This is a genomic window from Pandoraea anapnoica (genome assembly GCF_902459765.1).
In the GTDB taxonomy this organism is placed as follows: Bacteria; Pseudomonadota; Gammaproteobacteria; order Burkholderiales; family Burkholderiaceae; genus Pandoraea; species Pandoraea anapnoica.
The window spans coordinates 1-25,977 of record NZ_CABPSP010000005.1; the positions used below are offsets into that span (position 1 = coordinate 1).

The window sequence follows — 25,977 nt, forward strand, 5'->3', positions numbered from 1 at the left end:
CAGCAGCAGAGAAGTGAGATTATGTCGCAGCTTCTCGTCGTCGTCAACAGTTTTTTTCGCTTTCTTCGTTCGCCGCCTTAGCGACTCACCTGCTTAAAAACCACTAACCACCGGGCTTTCCAGCCCGTCGCTTCAACTTCGTCGCTGCTTTCGCTGCGTCGCTGTCGTTGCGAGAGACGGAATATTAGTGAAAACCCGGAACCCTGGCAAGCACTTTGTGAAAATAATTTGAAAAGGGCAAAAAAAGGCCCGCGTCGTGAGCGGGCCAAGATCCATGGGACAGGACACATGGAGGAGACGGATTCACTGTAGCGGGTCCGCCCCCGGCGACGCAACGAATGAAATCGCATATGCTTCCTGAAAGCTTCCCTATATGGAAAGGCGAGGCCTGCGTCGCAGGCTACGTGCGTTCCTCCTACTTCTAAATAAGAGCGTTTGAGATGTTCCTAACGCGCGCCCTTCTGTTTCGCGTCGTCCAGCCGTTCCGCCGTTGGCGCGTCGCGATGCTCATCCCGCTCGCCATCCTGGCCGGGGCATGCACGTCGGTACGTCCACCGCCGGAGCCGTCGCCGTGGACGTCCCACACACCAGCCGGTACGCCGGGTGACCTGGCCACCGCCCTCGCCCCCGCCATTCGCACGCATCCGGGCCAATCCGGCTTCCAGTTGCTCGCGACGGGCTCGGACGCATTCACCACGCGTCTCGCGCTCGTTCAGTCTGCCCAGCACAGTCTCGACGTGCAGTACTACAGCGCGGGCGAGGACATCACCGGCCGTTTGCTGCTCCAGTCGCTGCTCTACGCTGCCGACCGGGGCGTGCGCGTGCGCATGCTGGTCGACGACATCAACCGTCGCCATACCGACCCGGCCTTCGCCGCGCTGGACCAGCATCGGAACATCGAGATTCGGGTCTTCAATCCCTTCGGCACCCGCGACACCACGCTACTCGAACGGGCGGGCAACCTCCTCACTCAGTTCGACCAGCTCAACCGCCGCATGCATAACAAGGCGCTGATCGCGGACAACCAGCTGGCGATCGTCGGCGGCCGCAATCTGGGGGACGAATATTTCGACGCCAACCCCGACCTCTCCTTCCGCGACTTCGACCTCTTGTGCGCCGGACCGGTGGTCGAGGCCATCTCCCGCAGCTTCGACCACTTCTGGACGAGCCCTCAGTCATATCCCCTCAAGCAAGTCCAGTCGAAGATCGATAAGGAGACGCTGGACGCCACGCGCGACGCCCTCGCCCAACACTGGCGCGACGCCGACAACGTCCCCGCCGGGCACGAAGCCCTGCACCAGCCGCCCCTCGCCGCCGGACTGCGGGACGGCACAGTCCCGCTCTTCTGGGCCCCCGCCGAACTCGCCGCCGACACGCCGGACAAACTCGACGCCCCCGCCACCGAAACCCAGAGCGCCCCGGCCGACAAACTCCGTCAACTCGCCGCGAAGGCGCAAAGCGAGGTGGTCATCATTTCGCCCTACTTCGTGCCACTGGATGGCGGCGTCCGGTTCCTGTCGACACTAGCGCAACGCGGCGTCAGAGTCCGCGTGCTGACGAATTCGCTGGCAGCGACCGATGTCGTCCCTGTCCACGCGGGATACGCGCGCTATCGCCCGGCCCTGCTGCAAGCCGGTATCGAACTGTACGAATTCAAGCCGATCCGTTCCGATGACGGCGAGCGCCCCACGCGCCGCGTCACGTTCGGCGGGTCATCGAAGGCGAGCCTGCACGGCAAGGTGTACGTCATCGACCGGCGCGACGTCGTCCTCGGCTCGTTCAACCTCGACCCTCGCTCGGTACGTCTGAACACCGAGCTGGCGATCGTCATCCACAGCCCCGAATTCGCCGAACGTATGGCGGGCATCTTCGACCGGGCGACGTCACCCCGCAGCAGTTTCCGGGTCGAGCTGGCACCGCCGGGTACAGCGCCGCCCACGCCGACGCCACCGACAATGCCCGCACTTCGCTGGGTCGGCGAGGAGAACGGCAAGCCGCGCATCTTCGACGTAGAACCCTACGCGACCTTCAGCCGCAACGCCGTCGCGGGCGCGTTCACGCTGCTTCCGAGCGACGACTTGCTCTGATCTGCTAGCCCCATCCACCTGACCATCCCCCCAAAGTAAAACCGCCGCCCCGGTCTCCCAGGTGCGGCGGTATCTCTATATAGAGACGACAGAAAGCGAGCTTGCGCCGTCGATCAGAACTCGAACGTCGCCGACAACGTTGCGGAGCGCGCGTCGCCGATGGCCACAACCGTCTGGCTGACGCTCGACGGGTAGTACGTCTTGTTGAACACGTTCTTCACGTTGAGCTGATAGTGGACAGGATGTCGTCCGATCTTCGTGTCGTACGTCGCGAACACATCGGCGACGAAGTACGCCGGCAGCGTAAAGCTGTTCGCCGAGTCGCCCGGACGCGTCCCGATGTACCGCCCCACCGCCCCGAGACGCAGGTTGCCGCTCCCGTCGCCCAGCACCGGCCCCCAGTCATACACCCCTGCCAGCGACGCCGTATGCCGTGCCGCGTTGACCAGCGTGTTGCCGGTGTACATCGGATCGTCGGTGATCTTCGCATCGATGAATGCGTAGCTCGCGATCACATTCCAGCGCTGCCCGATGCGCCCCGACACATCCAGCTCGACACCCCGCGAACGCGCCGCCCCGGACGTACGCCAGTCCAGCGTACTGCTCCCGGGCACCGCCTGAGACACCAGCACATTGCGCTTGTCGATGTTGAACACCGCGAGGTTGCCACTCAGCCCGTTCGGCATGTCGAGCTTCGCCCCGACCTCATACGACTTCGCATGTTCGGGCGCGACGTTCGAGTCGATGACCACGCCCGTCGACAACGGCGCGATGGTCGACGTCGGCTTGAGCGACTCGGAATAGCTGCCGTAGAACGACAGATACTCCCGTGCCTTATAGACGACACCCGCACGCGGCAGCCACTTCGAGTCGCTGATGTTCGTATTCTCCTTGAACGGCCGCCCCTTGCCCGCGATCTGGCTATACGTCAGCAACCGCACACCGCCGACGACAATCCAGCGATCGGTCAAATGGATGGCGTCCTGGAAGAACAGCGACGCGTCGTGCAGCGTATCGGTCTGATCGCTATCGGCGGCGGACACCGTACTCGGGATCACCTCGCAGCCGTACACCGGATTCAGATACGAGAACGTGCACTTCGCGGCCTGACGCAGCAGATCGCGTCGATAAATGCGTCGATACTCCCAGTCGCCGCCGAATTGCAGGTCATGGCGCATGCCGGCGAGCATCACCTTGCCGTCGAGATACGCCGTACCGAAGCTGTCGGTGCTGTCCGAGCCGAGCGTGCCGTCGTTACTGCGCGAGACGATCCCGGTCGTGGAATTGACGCCGGTAATGCGCAACTGCCCCGCGTCGTACGTCTCGGTGTTGTAGCTGTAGCCGAAGTGCGCCTTCCAGTCCGGATTGAACTGATGGTCGACGGTGATCTGCGCCAGATGCGACTGCCCCGCCATCTCGTTGTGGACGTCATCCAGACGCTCGCGCGCCGAAATCGCCAGCGGCCGGTTCGTCTTCGGGTCGAGCGCGGTGCCACGGTCGAACGGCGTCAGAAAGTTGCGGTACTCGTAGGAAGCGACGACCTGCGTATCGCGTCCGTAATAGGCAAGCGTCGGGGCGACGAGCGTCTCGCGCTGCGAACCGAAGACGCGCCAGTACTGCTGATTGTTCTGATCGACGACCAGCCGGTAAGCCAGTCCCGAATCGCCGATCGGACCGGTCGTATCGAGCGTCTCCTCGGCGCCGTTCTTGCCGTGCCCATACGTCGTGCCCGCCACGCTCACTGCGGTGTACGGCTTGACCAGGGGACGCTTGCTCACCACATTGATCACGCCGCCGGGGTCCATGATCCCGTAGAGCAGCGACGTCGGCCCCTTGAGCACTTCGACCGAATCCGCGTTCGCGTTCAGCCCCCGGCCCTGCACGAGCGGCATACCGTTGTGCATGATCGAGCCGTCGCGATTGCCGCCGAAACCGCGCTTGAGCAGTGTGTCCTGCGTACTCGCCAGCGTATTGCCCTGCACGATCCCGCTGACGTTGAGCAGCGCGTCGTCAAGCGTGCGGGCGCGCTGGTCGGCGAGCACCTGATGCGGCACCACATTGATGGCCTGGGGGATGTCGAGGATCGGGATGTCCGAGCGCGTGACGTTCGCGTCCACCGGCAGACGGTAGGCATCGGACCACGCCTGACCTTGCACGTGCGTCGTCGGCAGTGCGACGTCTCCCGAACCGCCACTGGCGGCCAGTGTCGCGGCCGCCGGGGCCGCCTGCGGCACGAGCGTGTAACCGGCCCCTTGCGGCGACGCCGTCAGCCCGGTGCCTGCGAGCATCTGACCGAACGCCCCCGGCACATCGAAGCGACCTTGTACGCCGGGGCTCTGACGCCCGGCCGTCAGCGCAGGCGTGTACGTCAGCAAGATGCCCGCTTCGCGTCCGAAGCGCGTGAGCACGGCGTCGAGCGAGCCTGCCGGGATGTCATAAGCCCTTCCAACAGCGGCGACTTTGGCCGTTGCGGGTGCCCGATCGGACGTCTGCGCATGGGCGACGCCCGCGCCAAACGTCGAAGCGAACGACGCAAACGTCAGCGCGACGCCGGCGCAGACGCGGCGTCGACGCAACCCCGTAGCGGTGCACGGCAAAGCGCGCGGTAGTTCGGAGAGAGCAGGTGAAGCGACGGCCATGATGTGAAGTCTCGTTCAGACAATGGAGAGAAGGGTTCACTTCCCTTGTCACGCGAGACCGGCGAATCAGCTCACTGACCGTAAAGAAATTTGAAAAATGGCGGGACGTTTGCCGACGAGTACTCAGGTGGGGTGCGTCCGGCCCCTCATCCGCGAGGTCCGACCGTCACCCAGTACCGCGTGACGGAGGACACCGATACTGGCAATGCGTGCGGCAGCACGCCGAGAATGGCGTCGATGTCGGCCAACGGATACGTGCCGGAGACACGCAGCGAAGCCACCGCCGGATCGCACCGCAAATAGCCGCGTCGATAGCGCGCCAACTCGGCGAGGAACGTGTCGAGCGGCATGTCGACGGCGACGAGCATGCCGTCGGCCCACGCGCCGTCGCCATCCGCCAATGGCAGCGCCGCCTCGACGCCGCGTGCGCTGAACGTCGCCTGCTCACCTGCGCGGACGATCCGCACGCTCGCCGCGTCAGCTGAGAGTGCGCCTTGCGGCGTCACGCGCACAGCACCTTCAAAAACTTGCACGGAGGCGTCGCTGTCACCATCGACCTGACGCGCGACGAAACGCGTTCCCAGCGGTTGGAGCGTGCCGTGCGCCGTAGCGACGATCAACGGCCGGGGCGGCACGTGCGCCACGTCCTTGCCGGTCGTCACCATGATTTCACCTTCGACGAGGCCGATGCGTCGCACGTCGCCATCCATCGACAAGCGCACGGCGCTTCGGGTATTGAGGACGAGCGTCGTGCCGTCGGCCAAACGCAGTGTGTGTCGCTCGCCCGCCCCGGTGCGCGCATCGGCGCGCAGCCATTGCACCGCCATCGGATCACTGGCGACCCACGCGCCGGTGCCGACAAAGAGCGCGCCGACGATGGCCTTCACGGCCATACGGCGTCCGCGCGAGCGGGGTGCGCGCAGCGCCGCCTGCGCAACGGCCGCTCCCAACGTGCCCGACACATGACGCATTCGCCGGTCGGCGTTCTCGATGTGAAGCCATGCACGCTCGTGCTCCGGATTCGCCGCCCGCCAGCGCGCGCATGCAGTACGCAGCGTCTCGGTGGCGTCACCGCTTTGCATCGTCACCCACCACTCGACGGCTTGCTGCGCAATCGTCGCGTCGAAAGTCGCGAATCTTGTCACGCCGCCCCCATCGCGAAGAAACACTGCGTGCCTGCGCGCACGAGGTGACGTTTCACCGTCGCCAGTGAAATGCCGAGTGCGGTGGCGATTTCGGGATGCGTGAGGCCATCCAGTTGCGCCAGCAGGAAGGCGCGTTTGACGAGCGGTGGCAGACCTTCGAGACAGCGGTCGATTTCGAGCAGCGTCTCCAGCACGATGGCGCGCTCTTCGGGAGACGGGGCAAGGGCTTCGGGTTGTTGCGCCAGCGCGTCGAGATAGGCGCGTTCGATCTGCTCGCGTCGCCAGTAGTTATAGAGGACGCGCTGCGCGACGGTCGTCAGGAACGCGCGCGGCGACGCCAGCAGGCGTGGCGGATCGCGCTCCAGCAGACGGACGAAAGTGTCATGCGCGAGATCGGCCGCGCGATGCGAGCAGCCGATCTTGCGATGCAGCCAGCCATGAAGCCAGCCGTGATGATCGTTGTAGAGTCCCTGCAGCGTGTTCAGCGAAGTGTCGCGCTGCAGCGTGTCGTCGGCGGGCATACGCCCCTCCTGTCCCCGGGCCAGGTGTGGCCGCAAGGCTCAGGCACCGTTTTGCAAATGAGAATCGTTCGCAGTATAGCAAACAAGTTTCACTCGCATAGGACGGACCATGCGCCGCCGACGCTACGCGTGGCGCGTATGCGACAGCGGCATCCGTCCGTGCGCTCAGTAATAGGCGTCCTCAAGCAGCATGTCTTCGAAGAACGCACCGAAACGCTGCTGCGGGTCGCGCAGGTGAATCTCCAGAATCCATCGCATGGCAGACGGCGTCGTTTCGAACTCCGCCAGCGAGCCGGTGTGAATCGCGGCGTGCGGGAAGTCCGAGACGCGGTGGCCGGGCAGGTCGAAGTTCAGCGTCCACCCCATACGGCGTGCGACGTCGTCGGCGTAGGCATAGAGCGCTTGTCCGGTCGACCCTTCGCGCTGCCACTTCTGACGGACGTCGTGAAACAGCGCTTCGGCGTCGCGGGCGCAGCGCTCGAATTCGTCATGCTGGCCGACGACGAAGCTCGCGCCGCCGTCGCCTTCCCACGCTTCGAAACGCGGCGCGATGTCGATGAAGAAGAGATCGCTCTCACCGAGCACGACGCCCGGCTCGGACGGCTGGCGCATCGGCTTGAGCGTGTTTTTTCCGAAGCGAACGCGCGTCGGGTGCCAGCTCAGTTCCAGACCTGCGGACGTCAACACGCCCTTGGCCATCGCGACGGCATCTTCCTCGACCATGCCGGGACGCACGTTCGCAGCGATGTCGCGAATCGCAGCACGGGTCTTGTTACGGGCGGCGAGCATGCCGTCGACGGAGAACGCGGGGCCGACGCGCTCGGCCAACGAGGCTTCGTCGGGATAGCGGACGGCGGCAGAAGTCGCTTGATTCGACATCGAATACCTCTCAGTGGATACGGTTGTTCTTGGGGGGGGCATGCGACGGGGCTGCCGTCGCTGAGAGCATTCTCGAATCGCCGCCGCGCCACGCAGGGCAACGCGAGCGGGTCGATCGGGCCAACCAGCGGCATCTCCGTGCCAGCGCCCGGCCGATAGCTTGCCGATGGGCCGCTTTCTGCCAAAATGGCTCGCATCAACGCCAGTGCCTCCCCGTCGCTTTGTCGACAACCTGAACCGTCTTCCACCGAATCGCCATGATCCGTAACGTCGCCCTGCTGGTGTTTCCCGGCGTGCAATCGCTCGATGTGAGCGGTCCGCTGGACGTCTTCGCCGAAGCCAATCGCTTCCTGCTGCCCGGCGATCAGTACCAGACGGAGGTCATCGGCACGCAGCACGGGGCCATTGCCTGCTCGAACGGCATGGCGTTGCTGCCGCGACGTCACTATCAGGACGTTGGCGGACACGTCGATCTGCTGCTGGTGGCGGGCGGTCCGTCGCTGCTGACGGATGATCTCGGGCCGAACGTCTACCGCTGGCTGAACGACATGGTCCCGCGCGCGCGACGCTACGGCTCGATCTGCAACGGCGCGCTGATCCTGGCGGCGGCGGGCCTGCTCGACGGCAAGCGCGTGACCACGCACTGGAACGATGTCGACGTGCTGGCCGAGCGCGCTCCCGGTGCGAATATCGAAGTCGACCGGTTGTTCATTCAAGACGGGAGTTTGTACACGTCGGCAGGCGTGACGGCCGGGATCGATCTGTCGTTGCATCTGCTGGCGCAGGATCACGGGCAAGAGGTGGCGCTGAACGTGGCGAAGCGGCTGGTCGTCTTCACGCAGCGCGCGGGTGGTCAGTCGCAGTTCAGTCCGTACTTGACGCCCTACGCCGAACCGAATTCGCCCGTCGCACAGGTTCAGCATTACGTGCTGGAGCATCTGGCGGAGCCGTTATCGGTCGGCGATCTGGCGGCGGTGGCGAAGATGAGCGTGCGCAACTTCTCGCGGGTATTCGCACGCGATGCGGGTGTGACGCCAGCCGACTTCGTGAGCGCGGCCCGCGTCGACGCCGCGCGTGTGATGCTGGAGAACGGCAACGCCCCGCTGAAGACGGTGGCCTGGGAATGCGGGTTCGGCGACCCGCACAACATGCGCAAGGTCTTCCAGCGCCGCTTCGGCGTGTCGCCGCAGCAATATCGGGAGAATTTCGGGCAGTCGCAGGGGTAATTCCGCGCAGTTCCGCCAACAACGCACTTCACCCATTGAGCGCACAGCCCCTTCCGACAGGGCTGTGCGCCCGAGCTTCCTGTGTTTCCAATCACCTCCCCGGCCTAATGGAAAACATTTATTGACCGACCGGCCGGTCGGTTTATAATGCGTTCCATATCCCCACATGCCGCGGAGGCCTTCCTCTATGTATACGCAAGCCATCGATCTGGCCGGCAACAGCCCCAAGGGCGTGCAAGCCCTGAGCGAGGCCGAGCAGGCGCAGCAAGCTCGCTTCGACGCACGCGTCGCCGCCGACCAGAAGATCGAGCCGCAGGATTACATGCCTGCCGAGTATCGCAAGACGCTCGTTCGCCAGATCTCGCAGCACGCGCACTCGGAAGTCGTCGGCATGCTGCCGGAAGGCAACTGGATCTCGCGCGCACCCAGCCTCAAGCGCAAAGCCATCCTGCTCGCCAAAGTGCAGGACGAAGCCGGTCACGGTCTCTATCTCTATTCCGCCGCCGAAACGCTCGGCACCTCGCGCGACCAGATGATCGACGCCCTGCACTCCGGCAAGGCCAAGTACTCCAGCATCTTCAATTACCCAACCCTCACGTGGGCCGACGTCGGTGTGATCGGCTGGCTCGTCGACGGCGCCGCCATCATGAACCAGGTGCCGCTGTGCCGCTGCTCGTACGGTCCGTACGCGCGCGCCATGATTCGTGTTTGCAAGGAAGAGTCGTTCCATCAGCGTCAGGGCTTCGACGCCCTGCTCGCCATGATGAGCGGCACGCAATCCCAGCGCGACATGGTGCAGGAAGCGGTGAACCGCTGGTGGTGGCCGGTGCTGATGATGTTCGGCCCGAGCGACAAGGAATCCATCCATAGCACCCAGACCATGAAGTGGGGCATCAAGCGCATCTCGAACGACGACCTGCGCCAGAAGTTCGTCGATGCCGCCATCGAACAGGCCAAGGTGCTCGGCGTGACCTTCCCCGACCCGGATCTGAAGTGGAACGAAGCCCGCAAGGCCCACGACTACGGCGAGATCGACTGGAGCGAATTCTGGCGCGTGGTCGGCGGTGACGGTCCGTGCAACAAGGAACGTGTCGGCACCCGCGTGGCCGCCCACGAAAAAGGCGCCTGGGTGCGCGATGCCGCCCTTGCCCACGCCGCGAAACAGCGCCAGCGCGCCGAAAAGCAAGCGGCATAAGCGGTTGCAAGAGCGCGCCGCCCTCACAAGACATCAGGAACGATCATGACGCAAGCAAGCAACAAGGAATGGCCCCTCTGGGAAGTGTTCGTGCGCAGCAAGATGGGCCTCGAACACAAGCACAGCGGCAGCCTGCACGCCGCCGACGCCGAGATGGCGCTGCGCATGGCGCGCGACGTCTACACGCGCCGTCAGGAAGGCGTGAGCATCTGGGTCGTGCCGTCGGTCGCCATCACGGCCTCGGCACCGGAAGACAAGGCCGAGCTGTTCGATCCGGCCGCCGACAAGATCTACCGTCACCCGACCTTCTACCAGTTGCCGGAAGAAGTGAACCACATGTAAGCGGCCGCGCGCCGACGTGACGAAACGCACGTCAATGGCGCGCCCCAAGCGAGACCCCAGAACATGAAACCGACGCAGGAACATCTGTCCTATCTGCTGCGCCTCGCCGACAACGCGCTGATCCTCGGTCAGCGCAACGCGGAATGGTGTGGTCACGGCCCCGTGCTGGAAGAAGACATCGCGCTCACTAACCTGAGCCTCGATCTCATCGGCCAGGCACGCATGCTGTATCAGCACGCCGCCCAGCTCGAAACCGAACTTACCGGCTTCGCGAAGCAGGAGGACGACTACGCCTTCTGGCGCGACGAATTCGCCTTCCGTAACTGGACACTCGTCGAGCTGCCCCACTACGGCCCGACCGCCGGTACCACGGCCGCCGAGCGCGATTACGCCGTCACCATCGTGCGCAACTTCCTCTACTCGGCGCTGATGGTCGAAGTGTGGCAAGCGCTCGCGCAGTCGGCCGACGAAACGCTCGCCGCCATCGCCGCCAAGTCGGTCAAGGAAGCGCACTATCACCTGCACCACGCACGCGACTGGCTCGTTCGCTTCGGCGACGGTACGGAAGAATCGCATCGCCGCGCGCAGGCCGCGCTCGACTATCTCGTGCCGTACATGAACGAGATCTTCAAGCGCGACACGCTCGAAGACACGGTCGCCGCTGCCGGTACCGGCGTGACGATGGCCGATCTGAAGGACGCATGGCAAGCCACCGTCAACGACGCGCTCGCGGAAGCGACGCTCGCCGCGCCGGTCGGCGGTGCATTCGAGAGCACGGGCAAGTTCGGTCATCACTCCGAGCACATGAGCTATCTGCTCGGCGAGATGCAGGGTCTGGCCCGTCAGCATCCCGGCGCCACCTGGTAAACCACACGCGCACATCATGCCTACGACGAACCTGTTTGCCGACGCGATGACGAATCTGCCGCTCACGCCTCCCGTTGCGCCCGACGTGCTCACGCCGGCCTCGGAGGCGTCGCTGCCGCTCGCCTGGCAAACGCTCGAAGCCGTGCCCGATCCGGAAATTCCGGTCGTGTCGATTCGGGAGCTCGGCATTCTGCGCGATGTGCGCGTCGTGACGAACGACGAAGGCCGCGCGGCGTTCGAGATCGTGATTACACCCACGTACTCGGGCTGCCCGGCGATGCAGCAGATCGCCGAGGACATCGCAGCGGCCATGACGCGCGCAGGCCTCGGCCCGTGGCACGTCAAAACGGTGCTCGCCCCCGCGTGGACGACGGACTGGATCAGCCCGGAAGCCCGCGAAAAACTGCGCGGCTACGGCATTGCGCCGCCCACAGGGGCGCAAGCTGTGTCGGCCGACGCGCCGCGCAAGATCACGTTCTACGGCCGTCCGAAAGACGGCGTGCCGTGCCCGCACTGCGGCTCGACGCATACCGAAGTCGTCTCCGCCTTCGGATCGACCGCCTGCAAGGCGCATTACGTTTGCCGCACGTGCCAAGAGCCGTTCGACTACTTCAAGCCATATTGATTGGCCAGATTGACCTCGCGTTTGACCCCGCGTTTGACCCAATTGGGAAGCTGACAATGACGACCCCGCAATTCCATTCGCTGACGATTCGCGAAATCCGGCCCGAGACCGCCGACGCTATCTCCATCGCCTTCACGGTGCCGGACACGCTGCGCGACGCCTATCGCTTCACGCAAGGCCAGTTCCTCACGCTCAAGACAGAGATCGACGGTGAAGAAGCCCGTCGCTCCTACTCGATTTGCGTAGGCGTTCCCGAATACGAAGCCACGGGCGAACTGCGCGTGGGCATCAAGCGCGTGCCGGGCGGCAAGTTCTCGAACTTCGCGAACGATCAGCTCAAGCCGGGACAGCAACTCGACGTGATGACGCCTGACGGCCGCTTCTTCACGCGTCTGTCGGCCACCAACGCCAAGCATTACGTCGGCTTCGCCGGTGGCTCGGGCATCACGCCGATGCTCGCGCTCATCAAGACCACGCTCGCCACGGAGCCGGACAGCCAGTTCACGCTCGTCTACGGCAACCGCTCGGTGCCCGCGATCATGTTCGCCGAGTCGCTCGAAGACCTGAAGAACACGTATCTGGGCCGTCTGCGTCTGTATCACGTGCTGTCGGACGAAGCGCAGGAAGTCGAGCTGTTCAACGGTCTGCTCAACCAGGACAAGTGCAGCGCGTTCCTGGAGACGCTGATTCCGGCAGCGAGCATCGACGAAGCTTTCATCTGCGGCCCCGGTCCGATGATGGACGCCGCCGAAGCCGCCCTCGCCGCCGCCGGTGTTGCCAAGGAAAAGATTCACGTCGAGCGCTTCGGTGTGCCGTCGCCGCAAGCGGGTGTAAAGCCGGTCGTCATCACCGACGACACGCCGATGGCCGAGCTGGTCGTCGTCATGGACGGCAAGGAGCGTCGCCTGCGTCAGCCGTATGAAGGTCAGAGCATTCTGGATACGGGCCTCGCCGCTGGCCTGTCGCTGCCGTACGCCTGCAAGGGCGGCGTGTGCTGCACCTGCCGCGCCAAGGTGCTCGAAGGCGAGGTCGCCATGGAAAAGAACTACACGCTCGAAGACTACGAAGTCGAACAGGGCTTCGTGCTGACGTGCCAGGCGCGTCCGCTCACGGAGCGCGTCGTGGTCAGCTACGACGAGCGTTGATCGAACGCCTGTTTGCCGTCGCGTGCGAACGCGACGGCAACGCGAGCGAAACTCGCGTGAAATCCCGCCAATGCGTCGATTATTCCGGGCATTACGGGAGCGTCAACCCGAGGTAGCGGGAATACCGTAAACTACCGGGCATGAATACCATCCATGTCGTCTGTGGCGATATCGCCGCGCAGCAATTGCGTGCGGCGATGGCGCAAGCGCAACGCGCCGACCCTGTCCTGGTTCTGCGCGACGATCTGGCCATCGGCCCGTTGCGTGAGATCGACGAGAACGAACGCCAGCGTGCCGCTTTCTGGCAGCGCGTCATGCCGTCGGCCGGCCGCGACTACGCCGGCGAGCTGCGCGAGGAACTGGCGTCGCTGCAACGCCTCGTCGAAGGTGACAACGCGGTGGTGTGCTGGCACGGCGACAGCGCGTCCGATCAGTTGACGCTGCGTCGCGTGGCCTTCATGCTGCGCGGCACGCCCGCCCGCCTGAACGAGATCGTGCTGCGAGGCAGCGACCTGACAGGCGCGGCGAACGGGAGCGACGCGCACCGCCGCACCAGCGTCGGCATGTACGCCCCGGAGGTGCTGGCCGAACGCTTCGTTCGCATCGCCCCGATTTCGCTGCTGCGCATTGGCCGTCTGTCGCTGGAATGGCGGGCGCTCAAGCAAGTGAATACGCAGGTCCGTCGCTGGGTGCACAACACGTTCGAAGGCGCGACGTTCGCCGAGATCGACGATCAGATTCTGACCCGCGCCCCGGTTGCCTGGACACCGATGGCGGCATTTCTCGGCGAAATGATGCCGCGCGTCGAAGGTTTTTTCGCCACCGACAGTTTTCTTTTGTGGCGCTGCCGCGAGCTCGGTGCGGCAGGCCGACTCGCGTTACGCGGTGACACTACGGCCGCCGCCGCGTGCGATTTACGACTGGAGTAACCCCCGTTTATGGCACGTACCAAAGCGCCCGATCACGAATCGCAGCGCGAACAGATTCTCGACGTCGCCGCCGACGCCTTTGCCCGCGCGAGCTATCCGAGCACGTCGATGTCCGAACTGGCCGCCGCCTGCGGCACCTCCAAGGCCCGGCTGTATCACTACTACGCCAGCAAGGACGCCATCCTCTTCGATCTGCTTGAGCGCTACACCAAGCGCCTGATGCTGATCGTCACCGAGGTCGAGGCGCTCGGCCAGCGTCGCGGCCTGTCGGAGCGCGACACCTTCCACGAACTGATCCGTGCGTTCCTCGACGAATACGAGACGTCGCAGACGCGTCACATCGCCCTGCTCAACGACGTCAAGTTCCTGAACGACGAGCAACGCGAGATCGTGCTCAACCGCCAGCGCGACGTGGTCGCCGCATTTGCACGCCAACTCACGCGCGCCTTCCCCGACCGGGTCGCAAAGCACAATCAGACGGCGCTGACGATGATGCTGTTCGGCATGATCAACTGGACCTTCACGTGGCTCAAACCGGGCGGCCGCATGCGTTATCGCGACTTCGCCAACGAAGTCATTGCGGTGCTCGAACATGGCCTCGCAGCCCCGTTGCCCGACGGCATCGAAGCCGCCATTCCGGCCCCGGCGATGCCCTCGAAGCCATAATCGGAGTTAGTGCTCACTTATTAAAAGGGCGAATTATCGCCCTTTTTTGTTGCCGCGCAGCAACTCTTATAGAAGAGTCATCGGATGAGAAATCCAGAAAAGACGCCATTCTTCAGAGACTTAGACACTTCCCTCCACGGTCGCGACTTAATTTCCTAGGGTTTTTACCTAGCCCTTCGGGTATAATTCTTTTGCGTCGCACAATCAGGTGGACGCACTAAAGATTACCCAAGGATTACGCCATGACTGCCCCGAACCACACGCCCGACGTCGCACGCGCGACGGTTGCCGCCAACGAGCGGTCGAGCGTGTTGATTCGCGAGCTGACGTCCGGCGACATCCATCGACTCCAGCGCCACTTCCTGGCGCTCGGCGAAGAAGACCGCCTGCTGCGCTTCGGTCAGGCCGTCTCCGACGACATCATCACGCGCTACGTCGCCAGTCTCGATTTCTCCCGTGACAGCGTCTTTGGCGTCTATGACGACAATCTCGCGCTCGTCGCCGTGGCTCACGTCGCTCAACTGCCGGAAGGCAAGAACGGCCGTGTCGCGGAGTTCGGTGTCTCGGTGCTCGAATCGGCCCGTGGCCTGGGCATCGGCTCGCGCCTGTTCGAGCGTGCTGCGATCCATTGCCGCAACAAGCGCGTCGACACACTGTATATGCACTGCCTCTCGCGCAACGCCCGCATGATGCGCATTGCGAAGAAGGCTGGCATGGAGATCAACTTTGCCTACGGCGAGGCAGACGGCTACCTGAGCCTGCCCCCGGCCGACACGCAGTCGATGCTCTCGGAAATGATGCAGGACCAGATCGCCGCGTTCGATTACGCGCTCAAGCGTCAGTTGCGCAACGCGCGTCGTCTGGTCGGTGCGCTGCTGCCGAATCAGCGCGCGGCCTGAACCCCGGTCTAACACTTCGGCGTCGCCCATGAAAAAACCCGGCCTCGGCCGGGTTTTTTGCTTTCGCTCGTCGAGCGCGACTCAGGGCAACGGCAGCGCCGTCGTTTCCTTCAACTGATCGAGCACGAAGCTGGTTTTGACGTCCACCACGCTCGGGTGGACGAGCAGTTGCGTCTGCATGAAGCGCGAGAAATGCGTCATATCGCGCACATGCACGCGCAGTAGATAATCCATGTCGCCCGCCATCGCGTAGCAGCCGACGACTTCGGACCACGAATCGACAACGCTACGGAAATGTTCGATCACCGAACCGCCCTCCCCGTCGCCCGGGTGACGCTTGTCGAGTCGCACATTCACATAGGCCAGCAGTCCGAGTCCAAGCCGTGTAGGCTCCAACAAGGCGACATAGCCGCGAATCACACCAGCCTCTTCAAGGCGACGAATGCGACGCAGGCACGGACTCGGCGAGAGCCGCACCTGTTCGGCGATTTCGAGATTGGAAAGACGCCCGTTGCTTTGCAGCAATGCGAGAATCCGCCGGTCGATCTTGTCCAGCTCCAGCTTTGACATACCCCCTCCCTGTTTTTGCTATTTATGCGCAATATTATTGCGCATAAACCCACTTATCAGGAAGTTGGTATCAAAAATAGCCGATTACGGGAGATTACAGCGGATGAGAATCAAGAAAGAGTGCAAGAAAAAGGCGCCCGCCGCTTCCGGCTGCGCCCTGTGTCCGTCAATGACTGAGAGTTTTGAATGGATCGCCGACGTAGCCGCTCGGCGGTCGATTCGGGTGGATCGGGCCGAAGGGATTATCGGCGCTGAAATTCTCGCGGGTCGATCGTGCGCTGGTCGAGCGGGCCTTCGTAACGCTGCGGCGTTTGGGTGGTGCGCTGCTGCGTAATGGGGGTAGGTTCGGCCGTCTTGTCGCGCGCCAATTCGTCGGCGCGGGCGACGCTCACTTCCAGGGTCAGGAACGAAGCGGAAACCAGCAGGAATTTGGCGATGTTTCGTTGATTCACAGTGACTCCTTCTTACGTGTCGCTTTATTGTTGCTGCGTGCTTTCACAGCACGCTATGAATGTGCCCGAGGTGACGATAACGGTTTTGTCACGCACCGGGTAACGCATTAGTGAGCATTCTGCCCGCTACGTTCCCGTTCGCCCCGCACCGTTACACGTTGTTACCCCCGTGTCAGAAGGCACCGACAAGCGTACGGTTGCCGACATAATCGCGACACAATGCCGCCATTTTGGGGACGATTCCTAAAGCAAGGAAGCGGCTCAATGCCGCACCTGTCGGTTATATGGGGGGTGTCCGGCCGGAAGACCAGACAGGGTTTACGCCAGACGTCTTACGTTTACGTAAACGTCATAATCCTCGTTATACTGCCGTCGATCGGCAACCCATGGAACGTCACCGCCACCGTCATCCGTCGTCAGGCAATGGCATGACACCGGTGCTACCATGAGTCCGACTGGCATCAGCATCACGAAAAAAGGCCCCGCCCGACGAGTGACATCACGAATGTGAGCCCTCGGAAGCGCAAAATCAAAAGGCCGGCATTCACGCTGCCGTCCTGCTTCACGAGAGCGGGAGGGGCAGGAAGTTTTGGCGATCCCAAAATCAGTGAGAGTGAGGAGCACACCCCATGAACGCCCCCGTCAATCCGAGCTTGCTGGCCGCACTAGAATCGGTCACGCTCGACGACAAATACACGCTCGAGCGCGGTCGCGCTTACATGAGCGGCATCCAGGCCCTGGTTCGACTACCAATGTTGCAGCAGGCGCGCGACGCCGCTGCCGGGCTCAACACCGCAGGTTTTATCTCGGGCTATCGCGGCTCGCCGCTGGGCGGTCTCGACCTCTCGCTATGGAAAGCGAAGCAGCACCTCGCCGGTCATAACATCGTCTTCCAGCCGGGTCTGAACGAAGACCTCGCGGCCACGGCCGTGTGGGGTTCGCAGCAGGTCAATCTGTATCCCGCCAAGTTCGATGGCGTGTTCTCCATGTGGTACGGCAAGGGCCCGGGCGTCGACCGTTCGATGGACGTGCTCAAGCATGGCAACTCAGCTGGCTCGTCGAAGCACGGTGGTGTGCTGGTGCTCGCAGGCGACGACCACGCCGCCAAATCCTCTACGCTCGCGCACCAGTCCGAACACGTCTTCAAGGCGGCCGGTATTCCGGTGCTGTTCCCGTCGAACGTGCAGGAGTATCTCGACTACGGCTTGCATGGCTGGGCGATGAGCCGTTACTCCGGCCTGTGGGTCGCGATGAAGTGCGTGACGGACGTGGTCGAATCGTCGGCCTCCGTGATGATCGATCCGCACAACGTCGACATCCGTCTGCCGAACGATTTCATCATGCCGCCCGACGGGCTGAACATCCGCTGGCCCGATCCGCCGCTGGTGCAGGAAGCGCGGATGATCGACTACAAGTGGTACGCCGCCCTCGCCTACATCCGCGCCAACAAGCTCGATCGCGTGACGGTCGACTCGCCCAATGCGCGCTTCGGCATCATGACTGGCGGCAAGGCGTATCTCGACGTGTGTCAGGCGCTCGCCGACCTCGGCCTCGACGACGCCACGTGCCAGCGCATCGGCATCCGTCTGTACAAAGTGGGCTGTGTGTGGCCGCTCGAAGCGCAGGGAGCGCGCGCGTTCGCACAAGGGCTTCAGGAAATTCTGGTGGTCGAGGAAAAGCGCCAGATCCTCGAATACCAGATCAAGGAAGAGCTGTACAACTGGCGCGACGACGTGCGTCCGCGCGTGTACGGCAAGTTCGACGAAAAGGACGGTGCCGGTGGCGAATGGTCGGTACCGATGGCCAACTGGCTGCTGCCCGCGCATTACGAACTTTCGCCAGCGCTCATCGCGAAGGCCATTGCCACGCGTCTGGAAAAGTTCGAGTTGCCCAGCGACGTGCGCGAGCGCATCGCTACGCGTCTGCGCGTGATCGAAGCGAAGGAACAAGCACTGTCCAAGCCGCGCATCGCCGTGGAGCGCAAGCCGTGGTTCTGCTCCGGCTGCCCGCACAACACGTCGACGAACGTGCCCGAAGGTTCGCGCGCCATCGCGGGCATCGGCTGCCACTACATGACCGTGTGGATGGACCGCAAGACGGACACCTTCTCGCAAATGGGCGGCGAAGGCGTGCCCTGGATCGGTCAGGCGCCGTTCTCGTGCGACGAACACATCTTCGCGAACCTCGGCGACGGCACCTACTTCCACTCGGGTCTTCTGGCGATTCGCGCGGCGATCTCGTCTAAGGTCAACATCACCTACAAGATTCTGTACAACGATGCGGTCGCGATGACCGGGGGCCAGCCGGTCGACGGCACGCTCACCGTGCCGCAGATCGTGGCGCAGGTCGATGCCGAAGGCGCCGCGAAGATCGTCATCGTGACGGACGAACCCGAGAAGTACGACGGCGTGAAACTCGTCGGCGACATTCCCGTTTATCACCGCAGCGAACTCGACCGCGTGCAGCGCGAACTGCGTCTGGTGAAGGGCACGTCGATCCTGATTTACGACCAGACGTGCGCCACCGAGAAGCGCCGCCGCCGCAAACGTGGTGCGTATCCCGATCCGGCCAAGCGTGTGGTCATCAACGAGTCGGTTTGCGAAGGCTGCGGCGACTGCTCGGTGAAGTCGAACTGTCTGTCGGTGGAGCCGCTGGAGACGGAATTCGGCACGAAGCGTCAGATCAACCAGTCGACGTGCAACAAGGACTTCTCGTGCCTGAACGGCTTTTGCCCGAGCTTCGTGACGGTGGAAGGCGGCCAGCTCCGTAAGCCCAAGACGGCACAGGTCGACAGCAGCGGTCTGCCGCCGTTGCCGGAACCGGCACTGCCTGCGATTGCGCGTCCGTACGGCATTCTCGTGACGGGCGTGGGCGGCACGGGCGTGGTGACGATCGGCGGCCTGCTCGGCATGGCGGCGCACCTGGAGAACAAGGGCGTTACGACGCTCGACGTGACCGGTCTCGCCCAGAAGGGCGGCGCGGTGACGAGCCACGTGCAGATTGCGCAACAGCCGGAAGACATTCACGCCACGCGTATCGCCATGGGCGACGCACGCGTGGTGATCGGTTGCGACGCCATCACAACCGCCAGCGACGACACGCTCTCACGCATCCAGCACGGCGTGACGAACGTCGTCGTGAACAGCGCGCACACGCCCACGGCCGAGTTCATCCGCAACCCGAACTGGCGTTTCCCCGGCGCAAGCACGGAGAACGACATTCGTGCGGCGGCTGGCGAGAACGTCGATTTCGTCGACGCGAACCATCTCTCGCTGCGACTGCTCGGCGACACGATCTACACGAACCCGTTCGTGCTGGGCTACGCGTGGCAAAAGGGCTGGGTGCCGCTCTCGTACGCAGCGCTCATGCGCGCCATCGAACTGAACGGCGTGGCCATCGAGAAGAACAAGCAGGCGTTCGAGTGGGGACGTCGCGCCGCACACGACCTCGCCACCGTGCGCAAGCTCGCGCAGCAAGGTGAAGCGCCCGAGTCGTCGGCCACCGGCGGCAAGCTGATCACGCTGCATTCGCCGCGTGCGCTCGACTTGCTGATTCAGCGTCGCTACGACCAGCTCGTTGCGTATCAGGATCGTGCTTACGCAGAGCGCTTCAAGCAGACGGTGGATCGTGTGCGTGCGGCCGAATCGGCCCTGCCGAACGAGAACGCGCAAATGCCGCTGACGGAAGCCGTCGCCCGTGCACTGCACAAGCTCATGGCCTACAAGGACGAGTACGAAGTCGCACGTCTGTACACCGACCCGGCGTTCATGAGGAAGCTTAACGAGCAGTTCGAAGGCAACTTCTCGCTGCGCTTCCATCTCGCCCCGCCGTCGCTCGCCAAGCACGACGACAAGGGGCATCTCGTGAAGAAGGCCTACGGTCCGTGGATGATGAAGGCGTTCGGCGTGCTGGCGAAGTTCAAGGGCCTGCGCGGCGGTGCGTTCGATATTTTCGGTCGGACGCAAGAACGTCGCACGGAGCGTGCGCTGATCGGCGAGTATGAGACGCTGGTGAACGAACTGCTGTCGCGTCTGAACGAGCACAACGTCTCGCTGGCCGTGCAACTCGCGGAGCTGCCGCAAGAGATTCGCGGCTACGGGCACGTGAAGGAGCAGAACCTTGCAGCCACGCGCATCAAGTGGACGAAGTTGCTCGCGCAGTTCCGTGACGGCGATTCGCATCGCGTCGCCGCTTGATCCGCCGACACTGACGACGGCTGTTCCATGAAAAATCCCGCCAGCGCGTGAGCGACTGGCGGGATTTCTTTATGCGCTTTCGACGGCGGCACGCACCGGCAATGCACCGGCGGATGCCTTCGTCAGTACAGCATCAACGCGTGACGTTCGCCGCAGCGACGGCCGTCATGTTGATGATGCGGCGCACCGTCGCGGCCGGCGTCAGGATGTGAACCGGCTTGGCGCAGCCCAGCAGGAACGGACCCACCGTCACGCCTTCGCCGCCCGTCATCTTGAGCAGGTTGTACGTGATGTTGGCCGCTTCCACGTTCGGCATGACGAGCAGGTTCGCTTCGCCCGACAGACGCGATGCCGGGTAAGCAGCGCGGCGGATCGCTTCCGACAGCGCGGCGTCGCCGTGCATTTCACCGTCCACTTCCAGCGACGGGGCACGCGCAGCCAGCAGTTCGGCAGCACGAGCCATGCGCTGAGCCGATGCCGACTTCACGCTGCCGAAGTTCGAGTTCGAGAGCAGCGCCACCTTCGGGGCGATGCCGAAGCGCTCGATTTCCTTCGCGGCCAGCACGGTCATTTCGGCAAGCTGTTCCGACGTCGGCACTTCGTTCACGTACGTGTCGCTGATGAACAGGTTGCGATTCTCCAGCATCAGCAGGTTCATCGCCGCGTAGTTCTCGACGCCCGCCGCACGGCCCAGCACCTGATCGACCACATCCAGATGGCGGTGGTACGTATCGATCATGCCGCACACCATGCCGTCGGCTTCGCCCAGATGCACGAGGATCGCACCGATCAGGGTGTTGTCCTTGCGCATGGCGGCCTTGGCGACTTCCGGCGTCACACCGTGGCGCGCGCCAAGGTTGTGATACGCCTGCCAGCAGCGCTGATAGCGCGCGTCGTCTTCCGGATTCACGATCTCGAAGTCGACGCCGGGCTTGAGCTTCGAGCCAATCTTCCGCAAACGCATTTCCACCACGGCCGGACGACCGATGATGATCGGCTTGGCGATACGCTCGGCCAGCACGAACTGCGCGGCGCGCAGCACGCGCTCGTCTTCGCCTTCGGCGAACACGATGCGGGCAGCGTCGTTACCGAAGCGGGCACGTGCAGCGGCGAACACCGGACGCATGATGAAGCCGGTGCGATACACGGTCGTACCGAGTTGTTCGCGGTAGGCGTCCATGTCCTTGATCGGACGCGTGGCCACCCCCGAATCCATCGCGGCTTGCGCCACGGCCGGTGCGATCTTGATGATCAGACGCGGATCGAACGGCTTCGGAATGATGTATTCCGGACCGAATTCGAGCGACTGGCCTTCATAGGCGCGCGCGACTTCTTCGCTTTGCTCTTCTTCCTGCGCCAGTTCGGCGATGGCACGCACAGTGGCGAGCTTCATCTCTTCCGTAATGGTGGTGGCACCCACGTCGAGCGCGCCACGGAAGATGAACGGGAAGCACAGCACGTTGTTGACCTGGTTCGGGTAGTCCGAACGGCCCGTGGCGATGATGCAGTCCGGACGCGCAGCCTTCGCGATTTCCGGGCGGATTTCCGGCTCCGGGTTGGCGAGCGCAAGAATCAGCGGCTTCGTGCCCATCGTCTTGACCATGTCGGCGCTCAGCACGCCTGCGGTCGAACAGCCGAGGAACACGTCTGCGCCGTTGCTGGCGTCGGCCAGCGTACGGGCTTCGGTCGCCACAGCGTAACGCGCCTTGCTCTCGTCGAGCTTGTCGCGGCCGGTGTGAATCACGCCCTTCGAGTCGAGAACGAGAATGTTCTCTTTCTTGAGGCCGAGGTTCACGAGCAGATCCAGACAGGCGATGGCGGCAGCGCCTGCGCCCGAGCAGACCAGCTTGACCTTGGCAATGTCCTTGCCGACGACCTTCAGGCCGTTGAGGATAGCGGCCGAGGCAATGATGGCGGTGCCGTGCTGATCGTCGTGGAAGACCGGAATCTTCATGCGCTCACGCAGCTTCTTCTCGATGTAGAAGCACTCCGGCGCCTTGATGTCTTCGAGGTTGATCCCGCCCAGCGTCGGCTCCAGCATGGCGATGGCTTCGACCAGCTTGTCCGGATCGTGCTCGGCGAGTTCGATGTCGAACACGTCGATACCGGCGAACTTCTTGAACAGGCAGCCCTTGCCTTCCATGACCGGCTTGGCGGCGAGCGGGCCGATGTTGCCCAGACCCAGCACGGCCGTACCGTTGGTAATCACGCCCACGAGGTTGCTGCGCGACGTGTAGCGATTGGCGGCGAGGGGGTCTTGCGCAATGGCTTCACAGGCGTAGGCCACGCCGGGGGAGTACGCCAGCGACAGATCGATCTGGTTCGACAGCGGCTTGGTCGGCGTCACCGAGATTTTGCCCGGACGCGGATTCTCGTGGTACGCCAGGGCGCTTTGTTTCAGTTGTTCATCCATATCTCGATACCTAAGAACTGGGCGACGGCCGGGCCTGTGCCGCATGCGGGCAGCGTCTGGACTCAGCCGTCTTTTGACGGATCACGGCGGGGGGAAGAGCCAACCGGAGGGATTCGGCGATTGTGTCGTCGACGGGGTTCTTCTCAGCGCAATGGCGTGATGACCATCGCTTCCCCGATCCTGAATACCGCGCTCGCGCGCGTCGGACCGTGGGACTTGCGGTGGCCGGTGCTCACCGCAGGACGCAAAGTGTACACCTTGCGCCAGAAGCGTGATGCCGCACGCGCAGCAGGGCTGGCGTGCGGCCGGGCATGAAATAACGCCTGCCGCAGCACCTTAAAGCAGCGCTTCGCCGCGACGTTCCGGAATCAGGAACAGCGTCGCGAGAATGTCTAGCACGTAGATGCCAGCGAGGAACACGAGCGCCATCTTGAAAGAGTACGCGGCCGCCAGCGCACCGACTGTCAGCGGGCCGAAGCCGCCGACCGCACGGCCGATGTTGAACAGCACGTTTTGCGCCGTGGCGCGCGCCGCCGTCGGATACAGCTCCGAAATCAGCGCGCCGTAACCGCCGATCATGCCGTTCACGAACATGCCCATCACCGCGCCGCCAATCAGCAGCGCGAACTGCGACTGAAGCTGTGCGTAGACGAACACCATCACGACTGCACCGATCTGATAGCCGATGAACGTGGGACGACGCCCGAACCGATCAGCCAGACGGCCGAACAGCCAGATGCCGAACGCCATGCCCAGCACGGTCACGGCGGTCCACATGGCCGACTTGGTGAGCGAATAGCCGAAGGTCTTCGACAGATACGAGGGCATCCAGATCATCAGGCCGTAGTAGCCGAAGTTCTGTACCGAACACAGGATGGCCACGCCAAGGCTCGCACGCGTGGTCGCGCAATCTTTCACCAGCAGCTTGAGCGGTGCGTGTTCGCGCGGCTGTTGCTGTTGGGCGAGGAACATCTCCGGCTCGCCCAGCGTGCGACGCATGACGAAGGACACCACCGCTGGCAGCAGGCCGACGGCGAACATGCCGCGCCAGCCGATGACCGGCAGCAGCAGCGGCGTGAGGAGTGCCGCCGCCAGCACTCCGGCCTGCCAGCCAAGACCTACGAACGACGAAGCGCGCGCACGGCGTTCCGGCGCGCAGGCTTCCGCCGCCAGCGCCATGCCGATGCCGAACTCGCCGCCCAGACCGATACCGGCAATCGTGCGATACGCCAGCAGGTCCCAGTACCCCTGCGCCAGCGAGCACAACCCGGTGAACACCGCGAACAGCAGAATCGTCCACGAGAGCACGCGCACGCGGCCGTAGCGGTCCGAGAGCATGCCAAAGACGATGCCACCGACGACCGCACCGATGAGCGTCCACGTTACGAGCGCGCCGGACTGCGCGCTGGAGAGCGCCAGGTCGGCCGCGATAGCGGGCAGGATGAAGCCGAGGATCAGCAGATCGAAGCCGTCCATGGCGTAGCCGATGGCCGAAGCCCACAGGGCGCGGTTCGCGTAAGCGGTGTCTTGCTTCGCGACGGCGGACGCCGGTGCGGCAAGGGAAGGCGAGGATTCGTTGGGCATGGGAATGGTCTGGACCGGTCTGAATTTCGGCGAGAGTGTATGCCTGTCATAAAGGCTCGGCAACTGTCTCTTTTTTTGGACACATCTGTCGGAGACGCTTTTTCATATGCGCCGTGCGCGCACACTGTGCGTACTAGTGCGTCGATGAATGTACGCTCAGTGCATAATTGACGTCGCATTTGCTGAAACTTGTGGCATAATTCGCGTTTAAGCGCAGGCCGTTCGTCGCAAGACGCGCCGCCCGCTGCCTCAGACGGTGTCTCGCCGCAGTAAGCTGTTCATCTGCGTAGCGTGTTTTGCGCGGTATCTGGCGCGGCACACCGCTGACTCATCAACGACTCCTGGCTGCACGCCGCACGGCGGGCAGCTACGCTAAGGAACCGCATCATGATTGGCATCGACCGCCAGGCGATTTCCGACATCACCGCCAAGATCCTGCTCGAAGTGGGCGCGGTGCATTTCAACGCCGAGAAGCCGTACATCTTCACCTCGGGCTGGGCCAGCCCGGTCTACACCGACTGCCGCAAGTTGATCTCGTACCCGCGCGTGCGCCGTACGCTGATGGACTTCGCAGAGGCCGTCATCATTCAGGACGTGGGCTGCGAGCAGTTCGACACGGTGGCCGGCGGTGAGACCGCAGGCATTCCGTTCGCTGCCTGGATCGCCGACAAGCTGATGCTGCCGATGCAGTACGTCCGCAAAAAGCCGAAGGGTTTTGGCCGTAATGCTCAGATCGAAGGCGATCTGCCGGAAGGCTCGCGCGTGCTGCTCGTCGAAGATCTGACGACCGACGGCCGCAGCAAGATCAATTTCTGCAAGGCGCTGCGCGAAGCCGGTGCGAAGGTGAACCACGTGTTCGTGGTGTTCCACTACGACATCTTCCCGGAAAGCCGTCAGGTGCTGAAGGACATCGACGTGGAGCTGCACTCGCTCGCCACGTGGTGGGACGTGCTGCGTGTCGCGAAGCAGCAGAATCACTTCGACACGAAGACGCTCGATGAAGTCGAGAAATTCCTGCACGCACCGGCCGAGTGGTCGGGCGCGCACGGCGGCGCCACGTCGTTCCCGAAGGACTAAGTCCTTTGGCCATGTCAGTGGCAACGCACGCAGTATTCGCTTGAGAGGCGAGGACGGTCAGCTCGAAACAGCTGGCCGTTTTTTTATTCTGTGGGATGGTCGGGAGGAATCACTCATGTTGGCTTCGGTCGTCGCCATCAGCCTCGGTGCCTCGCTCGGCGCGCTACTGCGCTGGGTGCTGAGCGTACAACTCAACGCCATCCTGCCGACGCTTCCCCTCGGCACCCTCGCCGCCAATCTCGGCGGCGGCTATCTCATCGGCATCGCCGTTGCCGTGTTCAGCTACATCCCGTCGATCCCTGTCGAGTCGCGGCTGTTCGTCGTCACCGGGTTTCTCGGCGGTCTCACCACTTTCTCCACGTTTTCGGCCGAAGTCACCACGCTGCTGCGCGAAGGTCAGATCGGCCCAGCGGCGCTCATCGTCGTCGTGCACGTCGGCGGCTCACTCATCATGACGCTGCTCGGCATGAGCAGCGCCACGCTGCTCGTTCAGTGGCTGCGTCCAACGGGTTAAGCAACG

Annotated in this window: 22 protein-coding genes; 14 read left to right on the forward strand and 8 right to left on the reverse strand. The window is 63.6% G+C overall.

Annotated elements, in window-relative coordinates:
• The first annotated feature begins 440 nt into the window (after positions 1–440).
• On the forward strand, positions 441–2,087 hold the full coding sequence (locus PAN31117_RS10030) for a phospholipase D family protein (protein ID WP_150738086.1): 1,647 nt from the start codon (positions 441–443) through the stop codon (positions 2,085–2,087).
• Positions 2,088–2,200: 113 nt separating this feature from the next.
• On the opposite strand, the gene PAN31117_RS10035 is transcribed toward PAN31117_RS10030, so the two are convergent.
• The 4 genes from PAN31117_RS10035 to PAN31117_RS10050 form a co-directional block, all read right to left on the reverse strand.
• Positions 2,201–4,726 (reverse strand): TonB-dependent siderophore receptor, encoded by a 2,526-nt coding sequence (locus tag PAN31117_RS10035; protein WP_150738087.1) that lies wholly within the window; start codon positions 4,724–4,726, stop codon positions 2,201–2,203.
• Positions 4,727–4,872: 146 nt separating this feature from the next.
• Entirely contained in the window at positions 4,873–5,871 is a 999-nt protein-coding gene (locus PAN31117_RS10040; RefSeq protein ID WP_246189009.1) for a FecR domain-containing protein, read from the reverse strand.
• A complete protein-coding gene (locus PAN31117_RS10045) occupies positions 5,868–6,392 on the reverse strand; it encodes a sigma-70 family RNA polymerase sigma factor (protein WP_150738088.1) in 525 nt (174 codons plus the stop codon). Before PAN31117_RS10045 ends, PAN31117_RS10040 begins: the two co-directional genes overlap by 4 nt.
• A gap of 165 nt (positions 6,393–6,557) precedes the next feature.
• Positions 6,558–7,271, reverse strand: a complete 714-nt coding sequence (locus PAN31117_RS10050) for a M24 family metallopeptidase (protein WP_150738089.1) — start codon at positions 7,269–7,271, stop codon at positions 6,558–6,560.
• Between the two features lie 257 nt (positions 7,272–7,528).
• Between PAN31117_RS10050 and PAN31117_RS10055 the strand changes: the two genes are divergently transcribed.
• The 9 genes from PAN31117_RS10055 to PAN31117_RS10095 all read left to right on the forward strand — a co-directional run bounded on the left by PAN31117_RS10055 (position 7,529) and on the right by PAN31117_RS10095 (position 15,165).
• Positions 7,529–8,497 carry a GlxA family transcriptional regulator gene (locus tag PAN31117_RS10055; protein WP_150738090.1) on the forward strand — a complete coding sequence of 323 codons (969 nt, stop codon included), beginning with the start codon at positions 7,529–7,531 and terminating at the stop codon, positions 8,495–8,497.
• A gap of 187 nt (positions 8,498–8,684) precedes the next feature.
• A complete protein-coding gene (gene paaA / locus PAN31117_RS10060; RefSeq protein WP_039393800.1) occupies positions 8,685–9,692 on the forward strand; it encodes a 1,2-phenylacetyl-CoA epoxidase subunit PaaA in 1,008 nt (335 codons plus the stop codon).
• A 45-nt stretch (positions 9,693–9,737) separates the two neighbouring features.
• Positions 9,738–10,034, forward strand: a complete 297-nt coding sequence (gene paaB, locus PAN31117_RS10065; RefSeq protein WP_039393802.1) for a 1,2-phenylacetyl-CoA epoxidase subunit PaaB — start codon at positions 9,738–9,740, stop codon at positions 10,032–10,034.
• A gap of 63 nt (positions 10,035–10,097) precedes the next feature.
• Positions 10,098–10,901, forward strand: a complete 804-nt coding sequence (gene paaC, locus PAN31117_RS10070) for a 1,2-phenylacetyl-CoA epoxidase subunit PaaC (RefSeq protein ID WP_150738091.1) — start codon at positions 10,098–10,100, stop codon at positions 10,899–10,901.
• Positions 10,902–10,917: 16 nt separating this feature from the next.
• Positions 10,918–11,526: a 1,2-phenylacetyl-CoA epoxidase subunit PaaD gene (gene paaD / locus PAN31117_RS10075; RefSeq protein WP_150663556.1), complete on the forward strand. Its 609-nt coding sequence runs from the start codon at positions 10,918–10,920 to the stop codon at positions 11,524–11,526.
• Between the two features lie 56 nt (positions 11,527–11,582).
• Positions 11,583–12,671 (forward strand): 1,2-phenylacetyl-CoA epoxidase subunit PaaE, encoded by a 1,089-nt coding sequence (gene paaE, locus PAN31117_RS10080; protein ID WP_150663557.1) that lies wholly within the window; start codon positions 11,583–11,585, stop codon positions 12,669–12,671.
• 140 nt (positions 12,672–12,811) lie between these two features.
• A complete protein-coding gene (locus PAN31117_RS10085; RefSeq protein WP_150738092.1) occupies positions 12,812–13,600 on the forward strand; it encodes a DUF1835 domain-containing protein in 789 nt (262 codons plus the stop codon).
• 9 nt (positions 13,601–13,609) lie between these two features.
• Positions 13,610–14,266, forward strand: coding sequence for a TetR/AcrR family transcriptional regulator (locus PAN31117_RS10090; protein ID WP_150738093.1), 657 nt, complete (start codon positions 13,610–13,612; stop codon positions 14,264–14,266).
• Positions 14,267–14,508: 242 nt separating this feature from the next.
• Positions 14,509–15,165, forward strand: a complete 657-nt coding sequence (locus PAN31117_RS10095) for a GNAT family N-acetyltransferase (RefSeq protein ID WP_039393809.1) — start codon at positions 14,509–14,511, stop codon at positions 15,163–15,165.
• A gap of 81 nt (positions 15,166–15,246) precedes the next feature.
• Here the strand turns inward: PAN31117_RS10095 and PAN31117_RS10100 are convergent, their stop codons facing one another.
• Both PAN31117_RS10100 and PAN31117_RS10105 read right to left on the reverse strand, forming a co-directional pair.
• Complete coding sequence (locus tag PAN31117_RS10100; RefSeq protein WP_150738094.1) at positions 15,247–15,735, reverse strand: Lrp/AsnC family transcriptional regulator; 489 nt, start codon at positions 15,733–15,735, stop codon at positions 15,247–15,249.
• Positions 15,736–15,977: 242 nt separating this feature from the next.
• Positions 15,978–16,187 (reverse strand): hypothetical protein, encoded by a 210-nt coding sequence (locus PAN31117_RS10105; RefSeq protein ID WP_039393813.1) that lies wholly within the window; start codon positions 16,185–16,187, stop codon positions 15,978–15,980.
• Between the two features lie 629 nt (positions 16,188–16,816).
• Between PAN31117_RS10105 and PAN31117_RS10110 the strand changes: the two genes are divergently transcribed.
• Positions 16,817–20,383: an indolepyruvate ferredoxin oxidoreductase family protein gene (locus tag PAN31117_RS10110; protein WP_150738095.1), complete on the forward strand. Its 3,567-nt coding sequence runs from the start codon at positions 16,817–16,819 to the stop codon at positions 20,381–20,383.
• 133 nt (positions 20,384–20,516) lie between these two features.
• On the opposite strand, the gene PAN31117_RS10115 is transcribed toward PAN31117_RS10110, so the two are convergent.
• Positions 20,517–22,796 carry an NADP-dependent malic enzyme gene (locus PAN31117_RS10115; protein WP_150738096.1) on the reverse strand — a complete coding sequence of 760 codons (2,280 nt, stop codon included), beginning with the start codon at positions 22,794–22,796 and terminating at the stop codon, positions 20,517–20,519.
• Between the two features lie 159 nt (positions 22,797–22,955).
• Between PAN31117_RS10115 and PAN31117_RS27105 the strand changes: the two genes are divergently transcribed.
• Positions 22,956–23,111, forward strand: a complete 156-nt coding sequence (locus tag PAN31117_RS27105) for a hypothetical protein (RefSeq protein WP_174990907.1) — start codon at positions 22,956–22,958, stop codon at positions 23,109–23,111.
• Between the two features lie 21 nt (positions 23,112–23,132).
• Here PAN31117_RS27105 and PAN31117_RS10120 read toward each other — a convergent pair whose 3' ends face one another.
• Positions 23,133–24,380: an MFS transporter gene (locus PAN31117_RS10120; protein WP_150738097.1), complete on the reverse strand. Its 1,248-nt coding sequence runs from the start codon at positions 24,378–24,380 to the stop codon at positions 23,133–23,135.
• A 387-nt stretch (positions 24,381–24,767) separates the two neighbouring features.
• Between PAN31117_RS10120 and PAN31117_RS10125 the strand changes: the two genes are divergently transcribed.
• Together PAN31117_RS10125 and crcB are read left to right on the forward strand one after the other, a co-directional pair.
• The gene (locus PAN31117_RS10125) at positions 24,768–25,457 is read left to right on the forward strand and encodes an orotate phosphoribosyltransferase (protein WP_039393823.1); all 690 of its coding nucleotides are present in this window, start codon (positions 24,768–24,770) and stop codon (positions 25,455–25,457) included.
• Positions 25,458–25,572: 115 nt separating this feature from the next.
• Positions 25,573–25,971 carry a fluoride efflux transporter CrcB gene (gene crcB / locus PAN31117_RS10130; protein ID WP_150738098.1) on the forward strand — a complete coding sequence of 133 codons (399 nt, stop codon included), beginning with the start codon at positions 25,573–25,575 and terminating at the stop codon, positions 25,969–25,971.
• Positions 25,972–25,977 lie beyond the last annotated feature (6 nt).

Coding starts and splice junctions, on each gene's coding strand:
- PAN31117_RS10050 (WP_150738089.1), bottom strand. CDS start 7,271: ATGTCGAATCAAGCGACTTCTGCCGCCGTCCGCTATCCCGACGAAGCC.
- PAN31117_RS10035 (WP_150738087.1), bottom strand. CDS start 4,726: ATGGCCGTCGCTTCACCTGCTCTCTCCGAACTACCGCGCGCTTTGCCG.
- paaD (WP_150663556.1), top strand. CDS start 10,918: ATGCCTACGACGAACCTGTTTGCCGACGCGATGACGAATCTGCCGCTC.
- PAN31117_RS10115 (WP_150738096.1), bottom strand. CDS start 22,796: ATGGATGAACAACTGAAACAAAGCGCCCTGGCGTACCACGAGAATCCG.
- paaC (WP_150738091.1), top strand. CDS start 10,098: ATGAAACCGACGCAGGAACATCTGTCCTATCTGCTGCGCCTCGCCGAC.
- crcB (WP_150738098.1), top strand. CDS start 25,573: ATGTTGGCTTCGGTCGTCGCCATCAGCCTCGGTGCCTCGCTCGGCGCG.
- PAN31117_RS10095 (WP_039393809.1), top strand. CDS start 14,509: ATGACTGCCCCGAACCACACGCCCGACGTCGCACGCGCGACGGTTGCC.
- paaB (WP_039393802.1), top strand. CDS start 9,738: ATGACGCAAGCAAGCAACAAGGAATGGCCCCTCTGGGAAGTGTTCGTG.
- PAN31117_RS10090 (WP_150738093.1), top strand. CDS start 13,610: ATGGCACGTACCAAAGCGCCCGATCACGAATCGCAGCGCGAACAGATT.
- PAN31117_RS10085 (WP_150738092.1), top strand. CDS start 12,812: ATGAATACCATCCATGTCGTCTGTGGCGATATCGCCGCGCAGCAATTG.
- PAN31117_RS10110 (WP_150738095.1), top strand. CDS start 16,817: ATGAACGCCCCCGTCAATCCGAGCTTGCTGGCCGCACTAGAATCGGTC.
- PAN31117_RS10055 (WP_150738090.1), top strand. CDS start 7,529: ATGATCCGTAACGTCGCCCTGCTGGTGTTTCCCGGCGTGCAATCGCTC.
- PAN31117_RS27105 (WP_174990907.1), top strand. CDS start 22,956: ATGACCATCGCTTCCCCGATCCTGAATACCGCGCTCGCGCGCGTCGGA.
- PAN31117_RS10030 (WP_150738086.1), top strand. CDS start 441: ATGTTCCTAACGCGCGCCCTTCTGTTTCGCGTCGTCCAGCCGTTCCGC.
- PAN31117_RS10045 (WP_150738088.1), bottom strand. CDS start 6,392: ATGCCCGCCGACGACACGCTGCAGCGCGACACTTCGCTGAACACGCTG.
- PAN31117_RS10100 (WP_150738094.1), bottom strand. CDS start 15,735: ATGTCAAAGCTGGAGCTGGACAAGATCGACCGGCGGATTCTCGCATTG.
- PAN31117_RS10125 (WP_039393823.1), top strand. CDS start 24,768: ATGATTGGCATCGACCGCCAGGCGATTTCCGACATCACCGCCAAGATC.
- paaE (WP_150663557.1), top strand. CDS start 11,583: ATGACGACCCCGCAATTCCATTCGCTGACGATTCGCGAAATCCGGCCC.
- PAN31117_RS10120 (WP_150738097.1), bottom strand. CDS start 24,380: ATGCCCAACGAATCCTCGCCTTCCCTTGCCGCACCGGCGTCCGCCGTC.
- paaA (WP_039393800.1), top strand. CDS start 8,685: ATGTATACGCAAGCCATCGATCTGGCCGGCAACAGCCCCAAGGGCGTG.